Origin of the sequence: Mesorhizobium sp. M4A.F.Ca.ET.020.02.1.1, assembly GCF_004022645.1 — a bacterium.
Lineage (GTDB): Bacteria > Pseudomonadota > Alphaproteobacteria > Rhizobiales > Rhizobiaceae > Mesorhizobium.
In genome coordinates, this window is record NZ_RZOI01000078.1 from 1 (window position 1) to 14081 (window position 14081).

At 60.2% G+C, this 14081-nt stretch carries 22 protein-coding genes and 1 tRNA gene; 7 read left to right on the plus strand and 16 right to left on the minus strand.

What is annotated here, in order from left to right; all coding sequences use genetic code 11:
* Positions 1–424: 424 nt before the first annotated feature.
* The gene (locus tag EN742_RS08175) at positions 425–1357 is read left to right on the plus strand and encodes a lysylphosphatidylglycerol synthase domain-containing protein (RefSeq protein ID WP_127406368.1); all 933 of its coding nucleotides are present in this window, start codon (positions 425–427) and stop codon (positions 1355–1357) included.
* A 146-nt stretch (positions 1358–1503) separates the two neighbouring features.
* Positions 1504–1577 (plus strand) — tRNA-Gln (locus tag EN742_RS08180).
* Between the two features lie 333 nt (positions 1578–1910).
* Here the strand turns inward: EN742_RS08180 and EN742_RS37950 are convergent.
* Entirely contained in the window at positions 1911–2576 is a 666-nt protein-coding gene (locus EN742_RS37950) for a hypothetical protein (protein ID WP_189375226.1), read from the minus strand.
* Between the two features lie 539 nt (positions 2577–3115).
* On the opposite strand from EN742_RS37950, the gene EN742_RS08190 reads away from it, so the two are divergent.
* The 3 genes from EN742_RS08190 to EN742_RS37955 are packed head-to-tail and all read left to right on the plus strand — an operon-like array spanning position 3116 to position 4610.
* Positions 3116–3679, plus strand: coding sequence for a hypothetical protein (locus EN742_RS08190; protein WP_128332647.1), 564 nt, complete (start codon positions 3116–3118; stop codon positions 3677–3679).
* A complete protein-coding gene (locus tag EN742_RS08195) occupies positions 3676–4458 on the plus strand; it encodes a YkgJ family cysteine cluster protein (protein WP_128332648.1) in 783 nt (260 codons plus the stop codon). Before EN742_RS08190 ends, EN742_RS08195 begins: the two co-directional genes overlap by 4 nt.
* Positions 4455–4610 carry a hypothetical protein gene (locus EN742_RS37955; protein ID WP_189375227.1) on the plus strand — a complete coding sequence of 52 codons (156 nt, stop codon included), beginning with the start codon at positions 4455–4457 and terminating at the stop codon, positions 4608–4610. Before EN742_RS08195 ends, EN742_RS37955 begins: the two co-directional genes overlap by 4 nt.
* Here the strand turns inward: EN742_RS37955 and EN742_RS08200 are convergent.
* Positions 4580–4879 carry a hypothetical protein gene (locus EN742_RS08200; RefSeq protein ID WP_245492271.1) on the minus strand — a complete coding sequence of 100 codons (300 nt, stop codon included), beginning with the start codon at positions 4877–4879 and terminating at the stop codon, positions 4580–4582. The genes EN742_RS37955 and EN742_RS08200 overlap by 31 nt on opposite strands.
* Positions 4880–4990: 111 nt before the next feature.
* Between EN742_RS08200 and EN742_RS08205 the strand changes: the two genes are divergently transcribed.
* On the plus strand, positions 4991–5179 hold the full coding sequence (locus EN742_RS08205; protein ID WP_128332649.1) for a hypothetical protein: 189 nt from the start codon (positions 4991–4993) through the stop codon (positions 5177–5179).
* A 513-nt stretch (positions 5180–5692) separates the two neighbouring features.
* Here the strand turns inward: EN742_RS08205 and EN742_RS08210 are convergent.
* The gene (locus EN742_RS08210) at positions 5693–5890 is read right to left on the minus strand and encodes a hypothetical protein (RefSeq protein ID WP_127422078.1); all 198 of its coding nucleotides are present in this window, start codon (positions 5888–5890) and stop codon (positions 5693–5695) included.
* Positions 5891–6037: 147 nt separating this feature from the next.
* Here EN742_RS08210 and EN742_RS08215 point away from each other — a divergent pair, with 147 nt between their 5' ends.
* Complete coding sequence (locus EN742_RS08215; RefSeq protein ID WP_128332650.1) at positions 6038–6346, plus strand: hypothetical protein; 309 nt, start codon at positions 6038–6040, stop codon at positions 6344–6346.
* A gap of 358 nt (positions 6347–6704) precedes the next feature.
* Here EN742_RS08215 and EN742_RS37960 read toward each other — a convergent pair whose 3' ends face one another.
* The 13 genes from EN742_RS37960 to EN742_RS08255 all read right to left on the minus strand — a co-directional run bounded on the left by EN742_RS37960 (position 6705) and on the right by EN742_RS08255 (position 14048).
* The gene (locus EN742_RS37960) at positions 6705–6878 is read right to left on the minus strand and encodes a hypothetical protein (protein WP_189375229.1); all 174 of its coding nucleotides are present in this window, start codon (positions 6876–6878) and stop codon (positions 6705–6707) included.
* Positions 6879–6931: 53 nt separating this feature from the next.
* Positions 6932–7096, minus strand: a complete 165-nt coding sequence (locus EN742_RS37965) for a hypothetical protein (RefSeq protein WP_189375231.1) — start codon at positions 7094–7096, stop codon at positions 6932–6934.
* Between the two features lie 51 nt (positions 7097–7147).
* Positions 7148–7492, minus strand: a complete 345-nt coding sequence (locus EN742_RS08225; RefSeq protein WP_189375233.1) for an HNH endonuclease — start codon at positions 7490–7492, stop codon at positions 7148–7150.
* A complete protein-coding gene (locus EN742_RS08230) occupies positions 7489–9015 on the minus strand; it encodes a terminase TerL endonuclease subunit (RefSeq protein WP_128332651.1) in 1527 nt (508 codons plus the stop codon). Before EN742_RS08230 ends, EN742_RS08225 begins: the two co-directional genes overlap by 4 nt.
* An 11-nt stretch (positions 9016–9026) precedes the next feature.
* Positions 9027–9782 carry a LamG domain-containing protein gene (locus tag EN742_RS08235; RefSeq protein ID WP_189375234.1) on the minus strand — a complete coding sequence of 252 codons (756 nt, stop codon included), beginning with the start codon at positions 9780–9782 and terminating at the stop codon, positions 9027–9029.
* 4 nt (positions 9783–9786) lie between these two features.
* Positions 9787–11502, minus strand: a complete 1716-nt coding sequence (locus tag EN742_RS37970; protein WP_189375235.1) for a hypothetical protein — start codon at positions 11500–11502, stop codon at positions 9787–9789.
* Entirely contained in the window at positions 11502–11897 is a 396-nt protein-coding gene (locus EN742_RS08240; protein WP_189375236.1) for an HK97 family phage prohead protease, read from the minus strand. The genes EN742_RS37970 and EN742_RS08240 overlap by 1 nt, the downstream gene beginning before the upstream one ends.
* A complete protein-coding gene (locus EN742_RS37975; protein ID WP_189375237.1) occupies positions 11897–12142 on the minus strand; it encodes a hypothetical protein in 246 nt (81 codons plus the stop codon). The genes EN742_RS08240 and EN742_RS37975 overlap by 1 nt, the downstream gene beginning before the upstream one ends.
* A 4-nt stretch (positions 12143–12146) precedes the next feature.
* Positions 12147–12515: a hypothetical protein gene (locus EN742_RS08245; protein WP_128332654.1), complete on the minus strand. Its 369-nt coding sequence runs from the start codon at positions 12513–12515 to the stop codon at positions 12147–12149.
* A gap of 140 nt (positions 12516–12655) precedes the next feature.
* On the minus strand, positions 12656–12814 hold the full coding sequence (locus EN742_RS37980) for a hypothetical protein (protein WP_189375238.1): 159 nt from the start codon (positions 12812–12814) through the stop codon (positions 12656–12658).
* Complete coding sequence (locus tag EN742_RS08250; RefSeq protein ID WP_128332655.1) at positions 12811–13461, minus strand: hypothetical protein; 651 nt, start codon at positions 13459–13461, stop codon at positions 12811–12813. Before EN742_RS08250 ends, EN742_RS37980 begins: the two co-directional genes overlap by 4 nt.
* Before the next feature lie 123 nt (positions 13462–13584).
* The gene (locus EN742_RS37985) at positions 13585–13752 is read right to left on the minus strand and encodes a hypothetical protein (protein WP_189375239.1); all 168 of its coding nucleotides are present in this window, start codon (positions 13750–13752) and stop codon (positions 13585–13587) included.
* Entirely contained in the window at positions 13749–14048 is a 300-nt protein-coding gene (locus EN742_RS08255) for a hypothetical protein (protein WP_128332656.1), read from the minus strand. The genes EN742_RS37985 and EN742_RS08255 overlap by 4 nt, the downstream gene beginning before the upstream one ends.
* Positions 14049–14081: the final 33 nt, after the last annotated feature.

The following is a 14081-nucleotide window of genomic DNA, read 5'->3' on the forward strand; positions in this document are numbered from 1 at the left end:
GTTTGCGGCGCTTGCGGCTCTTGCTTTTCTGCTGCTGGGCGTCACCCGGGGCATATCTGCCGCCCGGCCCCGCATGGCGATCATGATGCCGCCCCGCGGATGGGCCCGCCGAATCGGGCGGCGAAGCCCTGGACACGCCCACTTCCGGCGCGCGAGCGCCGGTGTCGTGGTCTTCCACTGTCGTTCCTTCCGGCACCGCGCGAACCGGGAACGGACGCAGCAGGCGCTTTCATTGTTTCAAGTTGCCGCCAGACTAACAGCGCCACGCGGGATCACCAAGAGCGCATGCGGCGAATTTTGCCGATGCCGCGGCTGCGACGGCTTCGCAGTTGAATAGCCGGCTTCAATCAGGCATGTCTCAAAAGAGGGACCGAGAGGGCCGGGCAACATCAACCAATGAGCCGCAACGCATGATGGCAACGCCATGAACTGGAGGCGTTATTTCTGGCCGGTCGTCGGCATCGCGGCGGTGGTGTTCTCGCTGTGGCTGCTCATCCACGAACTGCGCGGCATCTCGCTCGACGACGTTTGGGCCGGCATCGTAGCGATCCCCGCGCGCGGCTGGATATTGGCGGCGCTGAGCTCGGTGATCGCCTACGCCTCGCTTGCCGGTTACGATCACATCGCGTTGCTCCACATCGGCAAGAAAGTGTCGTGGCTGTTCGTCACCTTCTGCTCCTTCACAACCTACGCGCTGTCGCACAACATTGGCGGCTCGGTAATCTCGGGCGCCGTGATCCGCTATCGCGCCTACGGCACCAGGGGGCTGACCGGTCAGGATGTCGGCGTTCTCGTGGCGATCTGCTGGATCACCTTCGTGCTGTCCAGCATCTTCCTCGGCGGGCTCGTGCTGGTGCTGGAGCCCGAGGTCATCGACCGTTTCTCAGGCGTGCCACATCACCGGGCGGCGAGTGCCGCCGGGCTAGCCATGCTGATCCTGGTCGGCGCCTACATCTTCGGCAGCTGGCTGCACCTGAAGCCGCTCAGGATCGGCGGCTTCCAGCTGCACTATCCGGCGCTGCCCATCGTCGCACGCCAGTTGCTGATCGGCCCGGTCGAACTGCTTGCCGCCGCGGCAATCATCTTCTTTGCCCTGCCGGCCACTGGCAATCCCGGCTATTTCGTCATCCTCGGCGTGTTCCTGGTATCCTTCTCGGTGGCGCAAATCTCGCACGCGCCGGGCGGGCTCGGTGTCTTCGAGGTGGTCTTCCTCGCCGGCCTCTCGCACATGGACCCGGTCGGCGTGCTGGCCGCGCTCCTGGTGTTTCGCCTGTTCTACCTGATTATCCCACTGCTGATTGCGCTTGGCGTGGTGCTGTTCTTCGAGCATTCGCAGCTTGGCCGCAGCGAGAGCTGAGCCGGGCTTCCAGCCACTCCCAGCCAGAGTGAGCAAAAGCTGCGATTGAAACGCGGCGCGGGGTTGACTATTTTCCGGCGGCGGCTACAAGGCAGCGCTCGCGGCGCTTGAGCCGCCCGCTTCGCACGGTTACCGACCGCGCCTGCTGGGGAATAGGTTAACGGTAGACCCACGGACTCTGACTCCGTTAGTCCTGGTTCGAATCCAGGTTCCCCAGCCAGCAATTTAAGCAAGCAAAAACAGCTAGTTAGGCGAAACCGCCCCTCGCCTAACGTGTTGCGAAGGCTCTGCAACACGCCCTCACCTAACACATTGTTTTTACACACATTACAAAACGCTCCCACTCACTCCGTGGAACACGGATGGAACACGAAACCACTCGTTTGTTCCCTGCACGTTCCCCTGACAGGCGCTGACAGAAGAAAGACCCGGAAGCCGAAGCTCCCGAGCCCTTGTCTGTGCCTCCCACATAGAAGCCGAAACAGGGGAAACAGCCGAAACAAAAGACCCGGAAGCGAAGCCTCCGGGCCATCGTTTCGCATGCGTTATAATATTACGATAGCGGACCATTCCAGCCGGGGACAGTGACCACCGGACCGACGATCGTCAGGGATGGCTCTGGACGCCTGCCGCGGCCGGTGCGAAGCATCTGCCGCGCCATGTCCTTACCTTCGCCAGTGAAGCCGCCGCAGCCGTAATCCGGGCTGTCCTGGACGTCCTTCACGCTCTCAACGTCGGTGCCGGGTTGCCCTGTGTCGTTGCCCCAGCCGAGCCACGGCTCATTATCGCAGCCGCCGAAGATGCCGTCGTCATGGGGCTCGTCTAGGATGTCCCCGCCGTGCTCGTTCTCGTCCTCGACGTTCTCGTCCCAATGGCCTCCCTTGGCCCATGATGCCGTAGCAGAGGCGTCGCGCTCGTCCCCGTTGGGCTCGAGGTCACCATCCCCGGTCTCAGCATTCTCGCCAGCATCGTCCTCGCCATCGGTAGATGCTGCTTCGGTCCAGTTCGGTTGCCCTCGCCACTCTGGCGCACCAAGCCACGGCTCGAGGTCGGGATCTGGTGATAGATCGTCCAGCATGTCGATCAGTGCCTCGATCGAGCCGGCCAGCGACTTGCGGCTGGTGCGGTCGACCTGCAGGGTGAGCAGTTGCGTGTCGCCAAGTTGGCGAGACGCATCGATATAGGCCTCCGCCTTCTTCGTAAGCTGCAGATCATCCATGGCGGCGATCCTCCGCCAAGTTGTCCAACGCATTGCAGCCAAGGTCTAGGAGCGCGTTGGATGCTCGGAGGAGCACGAAGGCCAGGGAAGAGCGCGCAAGGCGCGTGCGGAGGCTCGCTGCGGCAAGCAGCAGCCCTATTGCGATATAGGTCATGTTGGTTCTCTGGATTTGCCGGCTTGTGAAGGCCGGTTGCCAGCGGGCAGCACTGGCGCCGGGAAGTTCACAACACAGCCAGAGACTGTGCGCCACGGCCTTTACCCTTGCGGGCTATTGCATAGCCGTGGCCTTCCCGACATAGTGCGCCGGTCGCGCTCACGGCGTGTGCGCGTTCGTTTCGATGGCGGATATGATCCCGGCAAGGATCGCCTCGCCATCGCTCTGGTTGCCTACAGGCCGGCAAGCCTGATCAGCGGGAGTTGTGAAGCTCCGCCTGGCAAGATGTTCCCGTTCGCTGAAATCGTCAAGCACTCCCCTTGCGGGGACATGGCTTGCGCGCGACCAAAAGTTGAATGATGGTGGTGCGCAGGGGGATCAGCCAGTGACAACAGCGGATTGGGCTCTGCTCATCAGTCTTCTGTCGGCCTGTATTTCGGCGGCTGGCTTCATCTGGAATGTATGGTCGAAATTCATCTATCCGAAGGCCAAGGTGCGGACGGCGTTTTCGGTCATGAATTTAATTTCCAAAGCAGGGGAATCGCCGCCCTTCTTGAACCTCAATGCTACAAACTACGGCCCCGGTGCCGTCACGCTTTACGCGGCTGTCGTTCGTATGAAGGAAGAACAAGGGAGCCTTCCTCATTTCCTAAGGCCTCTTTTTAGAGTCGGCAGCCAATACGGTTTACTGAATCCGCTAGCAAATTTTCCAAATGAATTCGATTTTACTGAAGGGCCATTCAGCGGAGGTTTGCCTGCGAAACTCGATGTCGGCGAGACGCTCAGCGTTCGGCTCGGCTTCAGACACCAGAGCCTCAGAGATGACGATATCGGCGACGTTGGTTTTGAAGATACTTTCGGACGGCGTCATTGGGCGCCACGAAGCCAAGTTCGGAAGGTCGTTACGCGGATCCGGAAGGAGTTTCCAAAAGGGGTTGAGGAGAAATGAACCGAGCTGATAGGCGTAGAGCTGACAAGGAGCACGCAAGGAAAATCGATGCCGGCATCGATTTGGACGACCTTTCCCCAGAGATGATGGGATCGCTCATTCGGCGCACTTACTCAGCTGTAGAACAGGCTCGCAGATTTGGCAGCGTGGCCCCAATCCTAGGGTTCATGAACCCGCTCATCGACAAAAGCACGCAGAAAGCTGCGCGCTATCATTCAATCGCCTGTTCTAAGGGGTGCTGGTATTGCTGCACGGTATGGGTGGCCGCCTCAATTCCTGAGGTTATCCACTTCGCTAACACGGTGCCAGCCGGCCAAAAGGCGGGGTTTTCTACAAGACTCGACGAGAGCCTAAGCCAATTCGGCCATCTCAGCTTTGACCAACGAGGGGACACGGTCACACCATGCCCGGCGCTGGTAGATAAGCTCTGCTCTAACTATCAAAATCGTCCGAACACCTGCCGGACAGCGATGTCAGCAGACGCAGACATCTGCCGCCGTTCCTACGTAGAGTTGAGCGGCGAGGACATTCCGACGCCGATGTCGATAAACGGCATTCGCGGTATCTTCGTTGTCGCTCTAGAATGCGCACTGGTCCACGCTGGTTTGGTACCTGGGGCCTACGAGTTCCAGGCCGCTTTGAAACGAACCCTGGCCGATCCTACAATCGAGCGGCGATGGCTAAACGGCGAAGATGTTTTCGCTGGCTTGCCTGAAGACCCGAAAGCGCCGGGAGAAATAGCCGCTAGGCAAAGTTTCATGGCAGCAGCATTTTCTTGATCGCCGTCCCGCTCTACATTGCCGCAATCACCGCCTCTGTGCTCGCCGGAGCCGTCTGGCGCTACAGGCAACGCGACATGGTCGGCATGTCCGCGTGTCTGCTGATGGCCGGCATTGGCGCCTACGTTCTGTTTCGCGAGTTGCCGCTATAGGCGTTGGGGCTGGTGTCGGGCGTGTAGATCGTCCCCACCTTCCTGCCGCCGCACTTGGCGCACTTCAGCTTCGGAATGATATCGTCCGCCATCGCGGGAGCATCCGGGCCGAACCGATCGCGGAGCTTGGGGAGGTCGAGCTTCTGGCTGTGATTGCACGGCGCGTGGTGACAGAAGGCCGTCATCGTCATCTTCGCGTCGATCAGAGATTGATACGTCCAGCCCTTCGCCATCGGGTCGATATAGGACAGCCCCTTGGCGCCTGCCAAGACGCGCGTTTCCGTTGGCCGCTGTCCTACACCGCCGAAGCGTCCGGCGCGCTCTGGCGCTTGCCTCTGGCCCGCTGCATGCTGGCGCGATCAAAGAAGAAGGATCGATTTATGGCCAGGGAAGCCGATTATCAGGATGACGATATAGTGGTCATCTCGCGCAACCCGCTGGTAGGCAAGTTGCTGCTGATCACGGAAGACGACGAAGAGATCGAGCTTCACCTCGAGAGGGACAGCGCCGAAGCTCTGATGAGCGCGCTGGGTGCCTTCTTGATGGAAGGCGCGATCGGCCGCTTATAAGGGATGACAGGCTGCCAATGCGATTTTGGAACCCCGCACAGCCCGGCTCGCTTATCGAGGTGACACAGGATTTTGCGGGCCGGGCCGTGTCCCAGAAGCTGGGCTCCATGGGCAAAGTAAGAATGCAGTCTTTTGTTAGCACGCACAACAGGGCCAAAAGTCGGTTTCTTCCGTCGGAGACGTTAGGTCGACATCTCTTTGATGACCGCGTCGAGTGAAGCGATATCTTCCAGTGCCGGTGATGGCTTACGCGATCACGCCATAGCCTTTCGAGGTAGTTTAGCCGATTTGGCATATGCGGCGGACCATGGGTTCGCCAGACCGGCGCCAGGCTCAGGCAATTCTCCCCCACGAGAAAAGGCGCCGGTCACCTTAGCCCGCCGCGCGGGTGTGGGGGCACACCCAGCGGCGGGTTATCGGTCTCTCTTTGTGGGCCGGCGCGGCGGGTTCGTGTTCGGCTTGGCGTGTGTCTCGCAAGGCTTCACTACCGACTGCCAGCGGCGCCCGGATCGATCAAACGGGGTTCTTGCCGTCCTTACGGACGATCGATAGCTTCGGCGCCTTGGCTTCCCGGATGATCTTGGCGGCTTCCTGTATGGTGATGCCGACCTTGCGCGCGTAATAGGCTGCTTCCGCAAGCTCGCCCTCTTTTGGCTCTTCAATCGCCTGCTTGGCCTTACGTTTCGCTTTCTTTCCCATGCGCCGAATCATAGCACATTACCCATAGAAAAACCCGCCGCCGATTGAGGGGTTGGACGGCAGATTTCTCTTGACCCAGAAAGAGGAGTGGTGACGCCCGTTCCACGTTCAATATTAGCAAGCGCTTGACGAAGGCATCAGCTGCGCCAGACTCCTCTCATGGCGAAGGGCAGCATCAAGGTCGGCGATGAGGTCGCCATCACCGCGACCGTGCGCCGACGCGTAACAGATGACCGGGTCAGCGTCTCGATCCCGTCCTATGGCTTCCCGCACTCGATCGTCGACCGCACGTCCAAGGTGAAGAAGGGCCAGCCGATCGAGCTGATCGGCGATGTCACCCATATCGACGGGGACTTGGTGAGGGTGAACCTTGGCGTCCCGGTGACGGTGAACGTGGACACGCTTCGGCTTGTCACCAGTTACGTGGCGCCGAAGCGGAAGACGCCGCTGGTCGACAAGGCAACATGAGCCATTGAAGACGGTCAGGGAAGTCACCCCGCGTTGCAGACAATTTGAATAAATTAGCAGCCTCTAATGAGCTGTGCTATTATGCGCAGTCAGCCGGCAAACCTACCCCGTTTTGCTGGTTAGGCCTGGCGGCCGCCCCCCCCACATCCACGACCGCTGGCCGACAGCCTTGACCCGGAACCCGCATTGAGGACGGCAATGCCATGGCATCGCCACAGCGGCATATTTGATCCCGCTGATCTGGACTTGCTCCAGCGGGTGTTCAACCAACTGTGCGACGAGCGCTACCTTGCCAAGAAAGACAGGGAACAGAGGGAAGCTCTCGCAGATGAGGTCCTCGACCTTTTCCAAAATGGGATCACGGACGAAACGAAATTATGGCAAGCGCTTTCGAAGCGACGTAGCGCTTGAACCAATAGGGCCTTCCGCCTGTCCGCAACTGCAGGCGCTGCTCCGCCTTCAGCAGCCCCGTACAGACGTTTCGGCTGCCGTCCGCCTCTTCGTCCTCGCCATCACCAACAAGCTCGCCCATGGCGTTGCCATGGGCCTGGGAATCGGGATCGGGCTGGCGCTCGCCGGCTGATTTTACTTGGTCATGTTGGCGCAAGAAATTTGCGCGCTGCGCGTTTCGTTGCCGTTTGCCGCGATGGCGCGGACACAAGTCTGATACGGTGAGAAGTAGATCCACAGGCCCGTTGCCGCCACTATGGCAACAGCGAGGATCAGTGCGGACTTGGTATTGACGGTCATGCGATCCCTCAGCGATTGATGGATTGCATACCACGTCGTGCTAGGCGCCATCTACCTCTTGCGATTGGCCGGATGGGATGGGTGAGTTGGCCAGCCGTCCAGCCCGATTTCGTTCGTATAGCCGATCGCCTCTTCCTGCTGAATCGGCCCGTCATGGCAGGGCTGGCAAACCGAAAGCCATGGCCCGGCAAAGAAATCTATGCGCTTCGATCGCTTGTCGACGTGGTGGCAGATGGTGGCGATCGTCACATATCCCCGTTGCAGGCAGCGCTGGCAAACGGGATGATCGTTTAGCTGTTTCGTCCGAATGCGCTGCCATCGCGCTGTCGCATAGAGCTTCCTGTAGGCCTCTGCCTCCGGGCTGCGCTTGTCCTCTCGCTTGGCCATCATCTTCATCCAACGAAAAACATCTGGTGTTTCGCGGCCGGCGCTTCCTGGTAGGTGCTGGCAACTGACATCGCCATGGCGAGCGCGACCATTCCGTCGATGCGGCCATGCGACTTGCGCTTGATGAACTTCCTGTTTCCGGCGGGGTCTGTCTGGACGGTGGCGTTGGCCGCGCACATGCCGAGAACGGGATGGTTTCCGTGCGCGATCTTCTTATTGAGGATGGCGCTTTCCAGTTCTCGCAATGCCGGCGACATCGACTGAAAACCCTGGCCCATCGGTTCGAAAACCGCCTTGTCGCCCTCTAGCTGCTCATCGGTGAAGCCGGCCTTGGAAAGCCAGGGCTTCAGGTGCCGCCAGTTCCAGCGATCGAAGGCGATCTTGCGGACGTCATGCCGATCGAACACATCGGCGATGACGGCGGCGATATATTCATAATCGACCGTTGGCCCCGGTGTCGTGGCAAGGTGCCCTTCCTTCGCCCATACGTCATATGGCACGCGGTCGCTGCGCGCTTTCTCCCGCAGGCCGACACTTGGAAGCCAGAACGTCGGGGCGACACTCCAGACGCCCCCCACGGGCGCTACAAGCACCAATGCGGTGAGGTCCGACACTTCGCTGAGGTCGAGCCCGCCATAGACTGGCCGGCCGTTGAAGTCGCCAGCCGCGGCGCCGCATTCGAGCCAGGCCGCGCGTGAGATAAACGGGCTCGAGGCTTCGACGCGCTGGTTGAGCGTGTAGTTTCGAAACAGCGGTTCCTGTGACGGCAGGCGCTTGGCGTTCTCCGCCTGCTTCCTGATCTCGCTGGCGTTGAGGAAGTCGTCGAAAGCCGGGTTAGCCTGCTTCAAGGCCTCGTCGGAAAACGGATCGACCGACATGCCGGCGGTATACAGGCTGATGACGGTATGCGGGTCATGCTCGGCCAGCGCGTCGTCGATGAGGATGGAAAGCAGATCGCCATCGTTCGGCGCCTGTGTCGAGATGATCACCGACATCGGCGCATCGTGCGCGCCCATGGCGTTCTCGATCGCGTTGTACAGTTCCGAAACCGGACCGCGCACCTGGCCGAGTTCGTCGTGCACCGCGAAGATGGGCGACTGTCCATGCGCCGTCGAGGCGTCGGCCGAGAGCGCCTTGTAGAGCGTCCCCAGGCCCGGACAGAATAGTTGCTTGATCGTGTCGCGAATGATGATGGCGCGATCGAGGTCCGGGTTCAGCCGAACCATTTTCGCAGCGAGGTTGAACAGAACCGCGGCCTGTTCCTTGCTCTGAGCCGTGCTCGGAAGCTGCGTGTTGGGGATCGCTTCAGGCCCGCAAAGGTGCAACAGTAGAAGGCAGCCGGCCAGCGAGGTCTTCCCGTTCTTCTTGCCGAACGAAATTATCGCCAAGCGCGTGCCGGCCGGGTTGTCGTAGATCTTACGCAGATCGTCCTTCTGCCACTCGCGAAGGCGGATCGGCTGGCCGAGGTCCTTGCCTTCGGGGACTCGGCACCAGTATTCGATCCACTCGATGTTTCGCTCGGCTCTGGTCATTGGTGGCCGACCTAGCTTCTCGGGAAAGCCGCGGTCGGCACCGTGATCGATTCATCCGTGTCATAGCGGCAGACGCCCTTGGTGATACGGATTTCGTCCATCCAGCCGTTCAGGTTGGCTGTGGCGAAGTTGCGGCCTATCTCGAATGCGCCAGTGGAGTTGAACATCGCCGAGTTGGCCGGCGTGTTGCTCACGTCGAGTGTGCCATCCCGCCAGAGCCGGATCTTGCCTGCTGAGTTTTTCGACACGGCGATGTAATGCCAAGCATCGAGCGACATCGAGGCAGATGTTAAGACCGTCGCTGTGGATCCGTTGCTGGTATATCGGAATGAAACGTCGCCAGTGCCGCTCCCGGTGCTAAACGACGAGTTGATGTCCCAGCTCCAGTTTCCTACGGCCGGCGCCTGCCCCATAACGCGCTGGTTCGAGACATTGCCATGCGCCCTGATCCAAAATTCGATCGTGAACGTGTCAGAATTTGCCGAGGAAAGAAGCCAGTCGGCGTGATCGGGGGTTGATAGATAATCCCCCGTGCCGTCGAACAGGCAGGAAGACACCCCGAAAGCGGCCTGAGCGGTGTCGAGCTGCGAATTTCCGTTGAATGTGAAGGAATGCGCTGATGGACTCTCGTCGGTAGTGCTGGTGGCGCCGTCAGAGCCTTCGAAGCCGAGCAACAGTACGACATTGGCGAAGTAGGGATCGCTCCCGCCGCCGCCTCCGCCGCCCTGGTTCGGATTGTTGAAAAATGATCCTGTCGAGAGCAGCATGGTTTCACCTTTCAAAAATTGCGATTGAGTACGGCTCGCAAATTGAGCGGGCGATGTCGCGGGCGCCTGCCGTAATATCGAAAACCGCGCCCTGGATGAGATCGTCGATGCCCTCGGTAACGATATCTGAGGGATCGAAACCGCCGCCATGAACCATCAAATCGGTGAGGAGATCGCTCAACAACCGAAGGTCGCCGCCACCGGGAACAAACGTCAGCCGCCTCGGAATGCCACCGGCCGTCTCCGATATGATCTGATCGGTCTGGCCGTCGAAATAGTAAGAATCTGTCGAACTCGCCCCTGCGATGCTTCGCGTCGTGCCGAGGTCGAGGTCGGTAAAATAGGATGTCGTGCCGCCGACTGGCAAAAAGTAGAGTTCGTCGACGAAACGCTGCAGATCAGGCGGGCCTAGATCGCGCGTGCCAATTGCCTCGATCTGATAGGGAACCGACTTGGTGAACTCTATTGCCCCAGTCGCGCCATCGACGCGGGAAACTGTGGCGGCATCGGTCCACACCACGAGATCGCCATCATCATAAACCGCATAGCGGAGCGCGTCGGCGAACGTCGCCAGGACAGAGGTGCTTTTGAGCGTCCCCTGGCTCGTGAACGTCGCCTTCACAAGGTCATTGTCGGCGCAGAGGTAGAACACCCCATCGCTGCCGCTCACCGGGCCCGGCGTGAGGCATTGAATGTCGGAGTAACCCTCCCAACTCGCCGTCGACTGGTAGGGCCTGGTCACGGTGTCGATGGTGAGGCGATAGCAGAAAACTTGCTCGTTCTGGCCGAAGCCGACGACGAGCGCGGTTGAGGCATCGACATCGACAAGGCAACCGTCTACCAGCGAACTGCTTGTCGCCGAGTCCCCAGACGTTGCAATAACGGCGCCTGTGCTTCCGTCGCACAACACAGCATCCCAGTCGCTGGTGCCGGTGAAGCTGGCGAAATAGAACAGCCGGTCCAGGGTTCGGCTGTATCGAAAGACCCGGTAATAATTGTAGATGTCCGACTCGCGATCGAAGGTGAAGTACTGTTTCGCCGCGGGGATCGAATACAGGAAAATGTCCGTGTCGTCGAAGCCGTAAAGCTTCTGTTGATCCCAAACCGGAATTAGATCGCGGGCATTGGGTGTGCCTGCGAAGGTCGTAAAGATTTGGTAATTGTGCGAGTTTGCGCCGTCCTGAATCCATTCCGCCTCGAAGACTGGCGGCGCGCCCAGGCCCTGAATATCGAAATCCGTTATGACGATGTCCAGGTAACCACGGTGCGCTGAGACGTTGGTTTCGCCTTCCTCGGCAACCATGGTTGGATCGCGGCCTTGGGTGCTCTTGCCATCGTAGGCGCGGAACTTCAGGCCCTTTTGCCGATAGGACTGCGTGGCGTCGTAGATGAGTTTGCCATTGGCGTAGAGTTTCCTCAGCGTCCATGTGGAATTGGGGACAAGCGGACGGGCGAAGCGCAGCCGGCACGACATGAAGCTTGTCGTCGTGGTGATCGTGTCCCAGAACTCGATGTGGGTCGACGTGACAGTCAGGATCGGCGGCACCCAGATATAGGCGGCCGGCAATCTGCATTTGCCCCAAACCGCTGGCAGCGTCTGCCCATAGGCCGAGGTCGGGAGCGTGACCTGGACCGTGGGAACATCCGGGACGGTCGGCGCGGTGACTGGTTGCGGGTTAGCCCAGCTTCCGCGCGTTGGGTGACGTGGCAGGCCAGACATCAGCAGGCCCCCGCGCAGATGGCTTCGATCAGGGCGCCGAGGTTGCCGGGCCGGTGGACGATCGAGATTTCCGGCAGCGCCGAGATTGCAACACAGAGCGACACGCCACCTTCAATCGGCTTTCGGACGCCAACAAAACGGCCGAGAGACAGCCCGCGGCACCGGCCGGCGTCAACCTCTACCATCACCTGGCTGTCGACCACTTCGCCGACGACGAATAGGCCGTGCTCGTCCTGGGTGATCTTGATCCATTTGCCCACGTCCTCGCCATCATGCGCGAAGAGCATTCTCGGCGAAAAGCCCCGCTCGATCAGGCGAGTGAAGGCGCCGGCAGCGACAACGAAATTATCGTTGGTGCAAACGCCGTAGCGGCAGGCGTAGCCGGCAACCAGCATCAGCGTGCCGCCTCCAACTGTTGGCGAAGACTGAAGGCTTCCGGCCAGGCCTGAGCCCATGCGGTGCCGCTGCTCGCCCATGCCGGCGGCAATGGTGCATCGACGTCGAGCGGATTTGGCTGCCAGGGCAGAAGCCCGAGCGCGGTAGCGAGCGCCTGGTGGTCACCGGCCCGGAATGCTGCCACCGCATCAGGAGAGATCCTGCGCTTTGCACCGCGGTTCAGTGGCGTGCGCTTCGTCGCCATCTTCTCAGCCCCTATAGCCAGGACCAGCCGGCCGGCCAGGGCCGCTATGAATCGGCTCCATATCCAAGCCGAGCCGCGCCACCGTGCGCACAACAAAGGATCTCGCGGCGATCTCGTGCCGCAGAGCCGGATGATCCTTCAAGCCGGTCTTGGTGCGGATTACCGCGCCGTCAGCGTCGATTTGTTCCTTCAGCGCCTCTGCCCTGTCGAGCGATTGGCAAGCTTGCAGAAGGAACTCGACGCCGGCCGCATCCTCGATCTGATATTGGGCATGGACTGCCTGCCACAAAGCCATCCCGTGCTTGCCGAGCGGCCTGGGTGGCGCACCGGTTGCGGGCGGGTTGTCGGCTACCAGTTTGAGGTTCTTCGGCACTAGTTTTTCAGTCCTTGAATGTTTCGCTCATTTTGCTGACAAGAAAACGGCCCCAGCGGTAAGACGATGTGTTTTCTTTTTGAAAGGCGAGTACCCCCCACGGGGTCGTCCCTTCGGCGCGTTGTTGTTGGCTGCCTGCATCAGTGCAGTTCCGTCGTCGGTGCGTTCGGCTCGAGAGCGATACGGGTGAGGCATGAGACCAACGCTGCCTGTTCGGCTTTGGTCGGCTTGCGCTCGAAGTGATTGACGAAGGCCAAGACGGCGCGTTGGCACATCAGCTTGATCTGCTCTTCCGTCATCGCGTGGCGTCCTTTCCATCGTGGCCTTTCTTGACCATCAACTGCCAGATGTCTGGGCTATCCTGGGGCGTCACGCCCACGTCGGCATCCTTGATGGCTACCCATGCGCTGCCAAGGTGAGTGACGACAGAGCCGCGGTTGTAGGTGTTGGCGCGCTGGTAGACACCACCATATCGAACGCCCGACTTCTCAAGCTCGGCTGTCTGGTTTTCGAGGTGATCCAGGCGTGCCTCGATGGCCATGCATCGGGCCATTGCCCAATAGTGGTTTGCCTCGATGGTGCCTTCCACAGCAGAGGCGAACTCAAGGTCTATTTTCAAATCTGCCGGCAGGCCGCCTTTTCGGAAATGATCAGCCCAGCGCGCCGTCCAATATGCTTTGAACGCCTTGTGAGCATCCAGATAAGTGGAGTCGTCGTCGGCAAGGCTCTTGCGCGACACCGTGGGGTAATTTGGCGCCGCCGATTGCGAAAGCTTCTCGTCTATCTTCCACGGCCGATGCTGCTCCGGAGCCGCTGGCGCAGGTTGCTTTAGCTCTTCGCCCAATTCGACCTTGAAGCGAAGATCTCGCTGCTTTCCGAGCAACTCTTGGATGTCGCTGATCTCGCCCTTCAGCCGCTGCTGCATCGTCCAGTCTTGATCGAGCACGTGCCTGGCGTTCGTCGGCCGCGAGAATGTCCTTTTTGCCGGTCAGCAACTGGTCCAGGCGCTTGATCTCGACATCGATCTTGGCGAGGTCGGATTGGCGCTGATCAACGATGACGGGCTTCTTCATTTCGTGCGCTTCCAAGCATCGAGGTCGCGCTGGTGGCGGAATTCCTCGCTGGCGCGGCGTAGGCGGCGCTCAACTGCTGTTTCGTTGAGCTTGACGGTGACATGCTTCCTCGGGCGTGGCGGACCACCGTTGAGCGTCACAGGCCGGTTTTTTGGCTTCTTCATTTCGGCACCTCGATTGAATGGATGAGACCGCGCGCAAGACACCAGGCGAGCGGTTGCAGCTCGTCCTTTGCGGCTTCGATCGCGAGTTCGGCCAGATCGGCTCCAGAGGCATCGGCAATGACGTTGAGATACTGCTGATCCGACCACCGCAGGCGACGCATCGATTCGAGGTGCCGAAAGATCGTCCACCGTTCCCGATGGTCAGGCTGGTCGGCGGTTAGGTGCAGAAGAAATTCGGTATTCGGCGAGGCAACGCGGACGTCACAGCCCATCGCCACCAACACGCCGGCCGACATGCAGCGCCGGCCAAGCCTTGCACGCTTTAAGGT

Coding starts and splice junctions, on each gene's coding strand:
- EN742_RS08175 (WP_127406368.1), top strand. CDS start 425: ATGAACTGGAGGCGTTATTTCTGGCCGGTCGTCGGCATCGCGGCGGTG.
- EN742_RS37950 (WP_189375226.1), bottom strand. CDS start 2,576: ATGGATGATCTGCAGCTTACGAAGAAGGCGGAGGCCTATATCGATGCG.
- EN742_RS08195 (WP_128332648.1), top strand. CDS start 3,676: ATGAACCGAGCTGATAGGCGTAGAGCTGACAAGGAGCACGCAAGGAAA.
- EN742_RS08205 (WP_128332649.1), top strand. CDS start 4,991: ATGGCCAGGGAAGCCGATTATCAGGATGACGATATAGTGGTCATCTCG.
- EN742_RS08210 (WP_127422078.1), bottom strand. CDS start 5,890: ATGATTCGGCGCATGGGAAAGAAAGCGAAACGTAAGGCCAAGCAGGCG.
- EN742_RS08215 (WP_128332650.1), top strand. CDS start 6,038: ATGGCGAAGGGCAGCATCAAGGTCGGCGATGAGGTCGCCATCACCGCG.
- EN742_RS37960 (WP_189375229.1), bottom strand. CDS start 6,878: ATGGGCGAGCTTGTTGGTGATGGCGAGGACGAAGAGGCGGACGGCAGC.
- EN742_RS37965 (WP_189375231.1), bottom strand. CDS start 7,096: ATGACCGTCAATACCAAGTCCGCACTGATCCTCGCTGTTGCCATAGTG.
- EN742_RS08225 (WP_189375233.1), bottom strand. CDS start 7,492: ATGAAGATGATGGCCAAGCGAGAGGACAAGCGCAGCCCGGAGGCAGAG.
- EN742_RS08230 (WP_128332651.1), bottom strand. CDS start 9,015: ATGACCAGAGCCGAGCGAAACATCGAGTGGATCGAATACTGGTGCCGA.
- EN742_RS08235 (WP_189375234.1), bottom strand. CDS start 9,782: ATGCTGCTCTCGACAGGATCATTTTTCAACAATCCGAACCAGGGCGGC.
- EN742_RS37970 (WP_189375235.1), bottom strand. CDS start 11,502: ATGTCTGGCCTGCCACGTCACCCAACGCGCGGAAGCTGGGCTAACCCG.
- EN742_RS08240 (WP_189375236.1), bottom strand. CDS start 11,897: ATGCTGGTTGCCGGCTACGCCTGCCGCTACGGCGTTTGCACCAACGAT.
- EN742_RS37975 (WP_189375237.1), bottom strand. CDS start 12,142: ATGGCGACGAAGCGCACGCCACTGAACCGCGGTGCAAAGCGCAGGATC.
- EN742_RS37980 (WP_189375238.1), bottom strand. CDS start 12,814: ATGACGGAAGAGCAGATCAAGCTGATGTGCCAACGCGCCGTCTTGGCC.
- EN742_RS37985 (WP_189375239.1), bottom strand. CDS start 13,752: ATGAAGAAGCCAAAAAACCGGCCTGTGACGCTCAACGGTGGTCCGCCA.
- EN742_RS08255 (WP_128332656.1), bottom strand. CDS start 14,048: ATGTCGGCCGGCGTGTTGGTGGCGATGGGCTGTGACGTCCGCGTTGCC.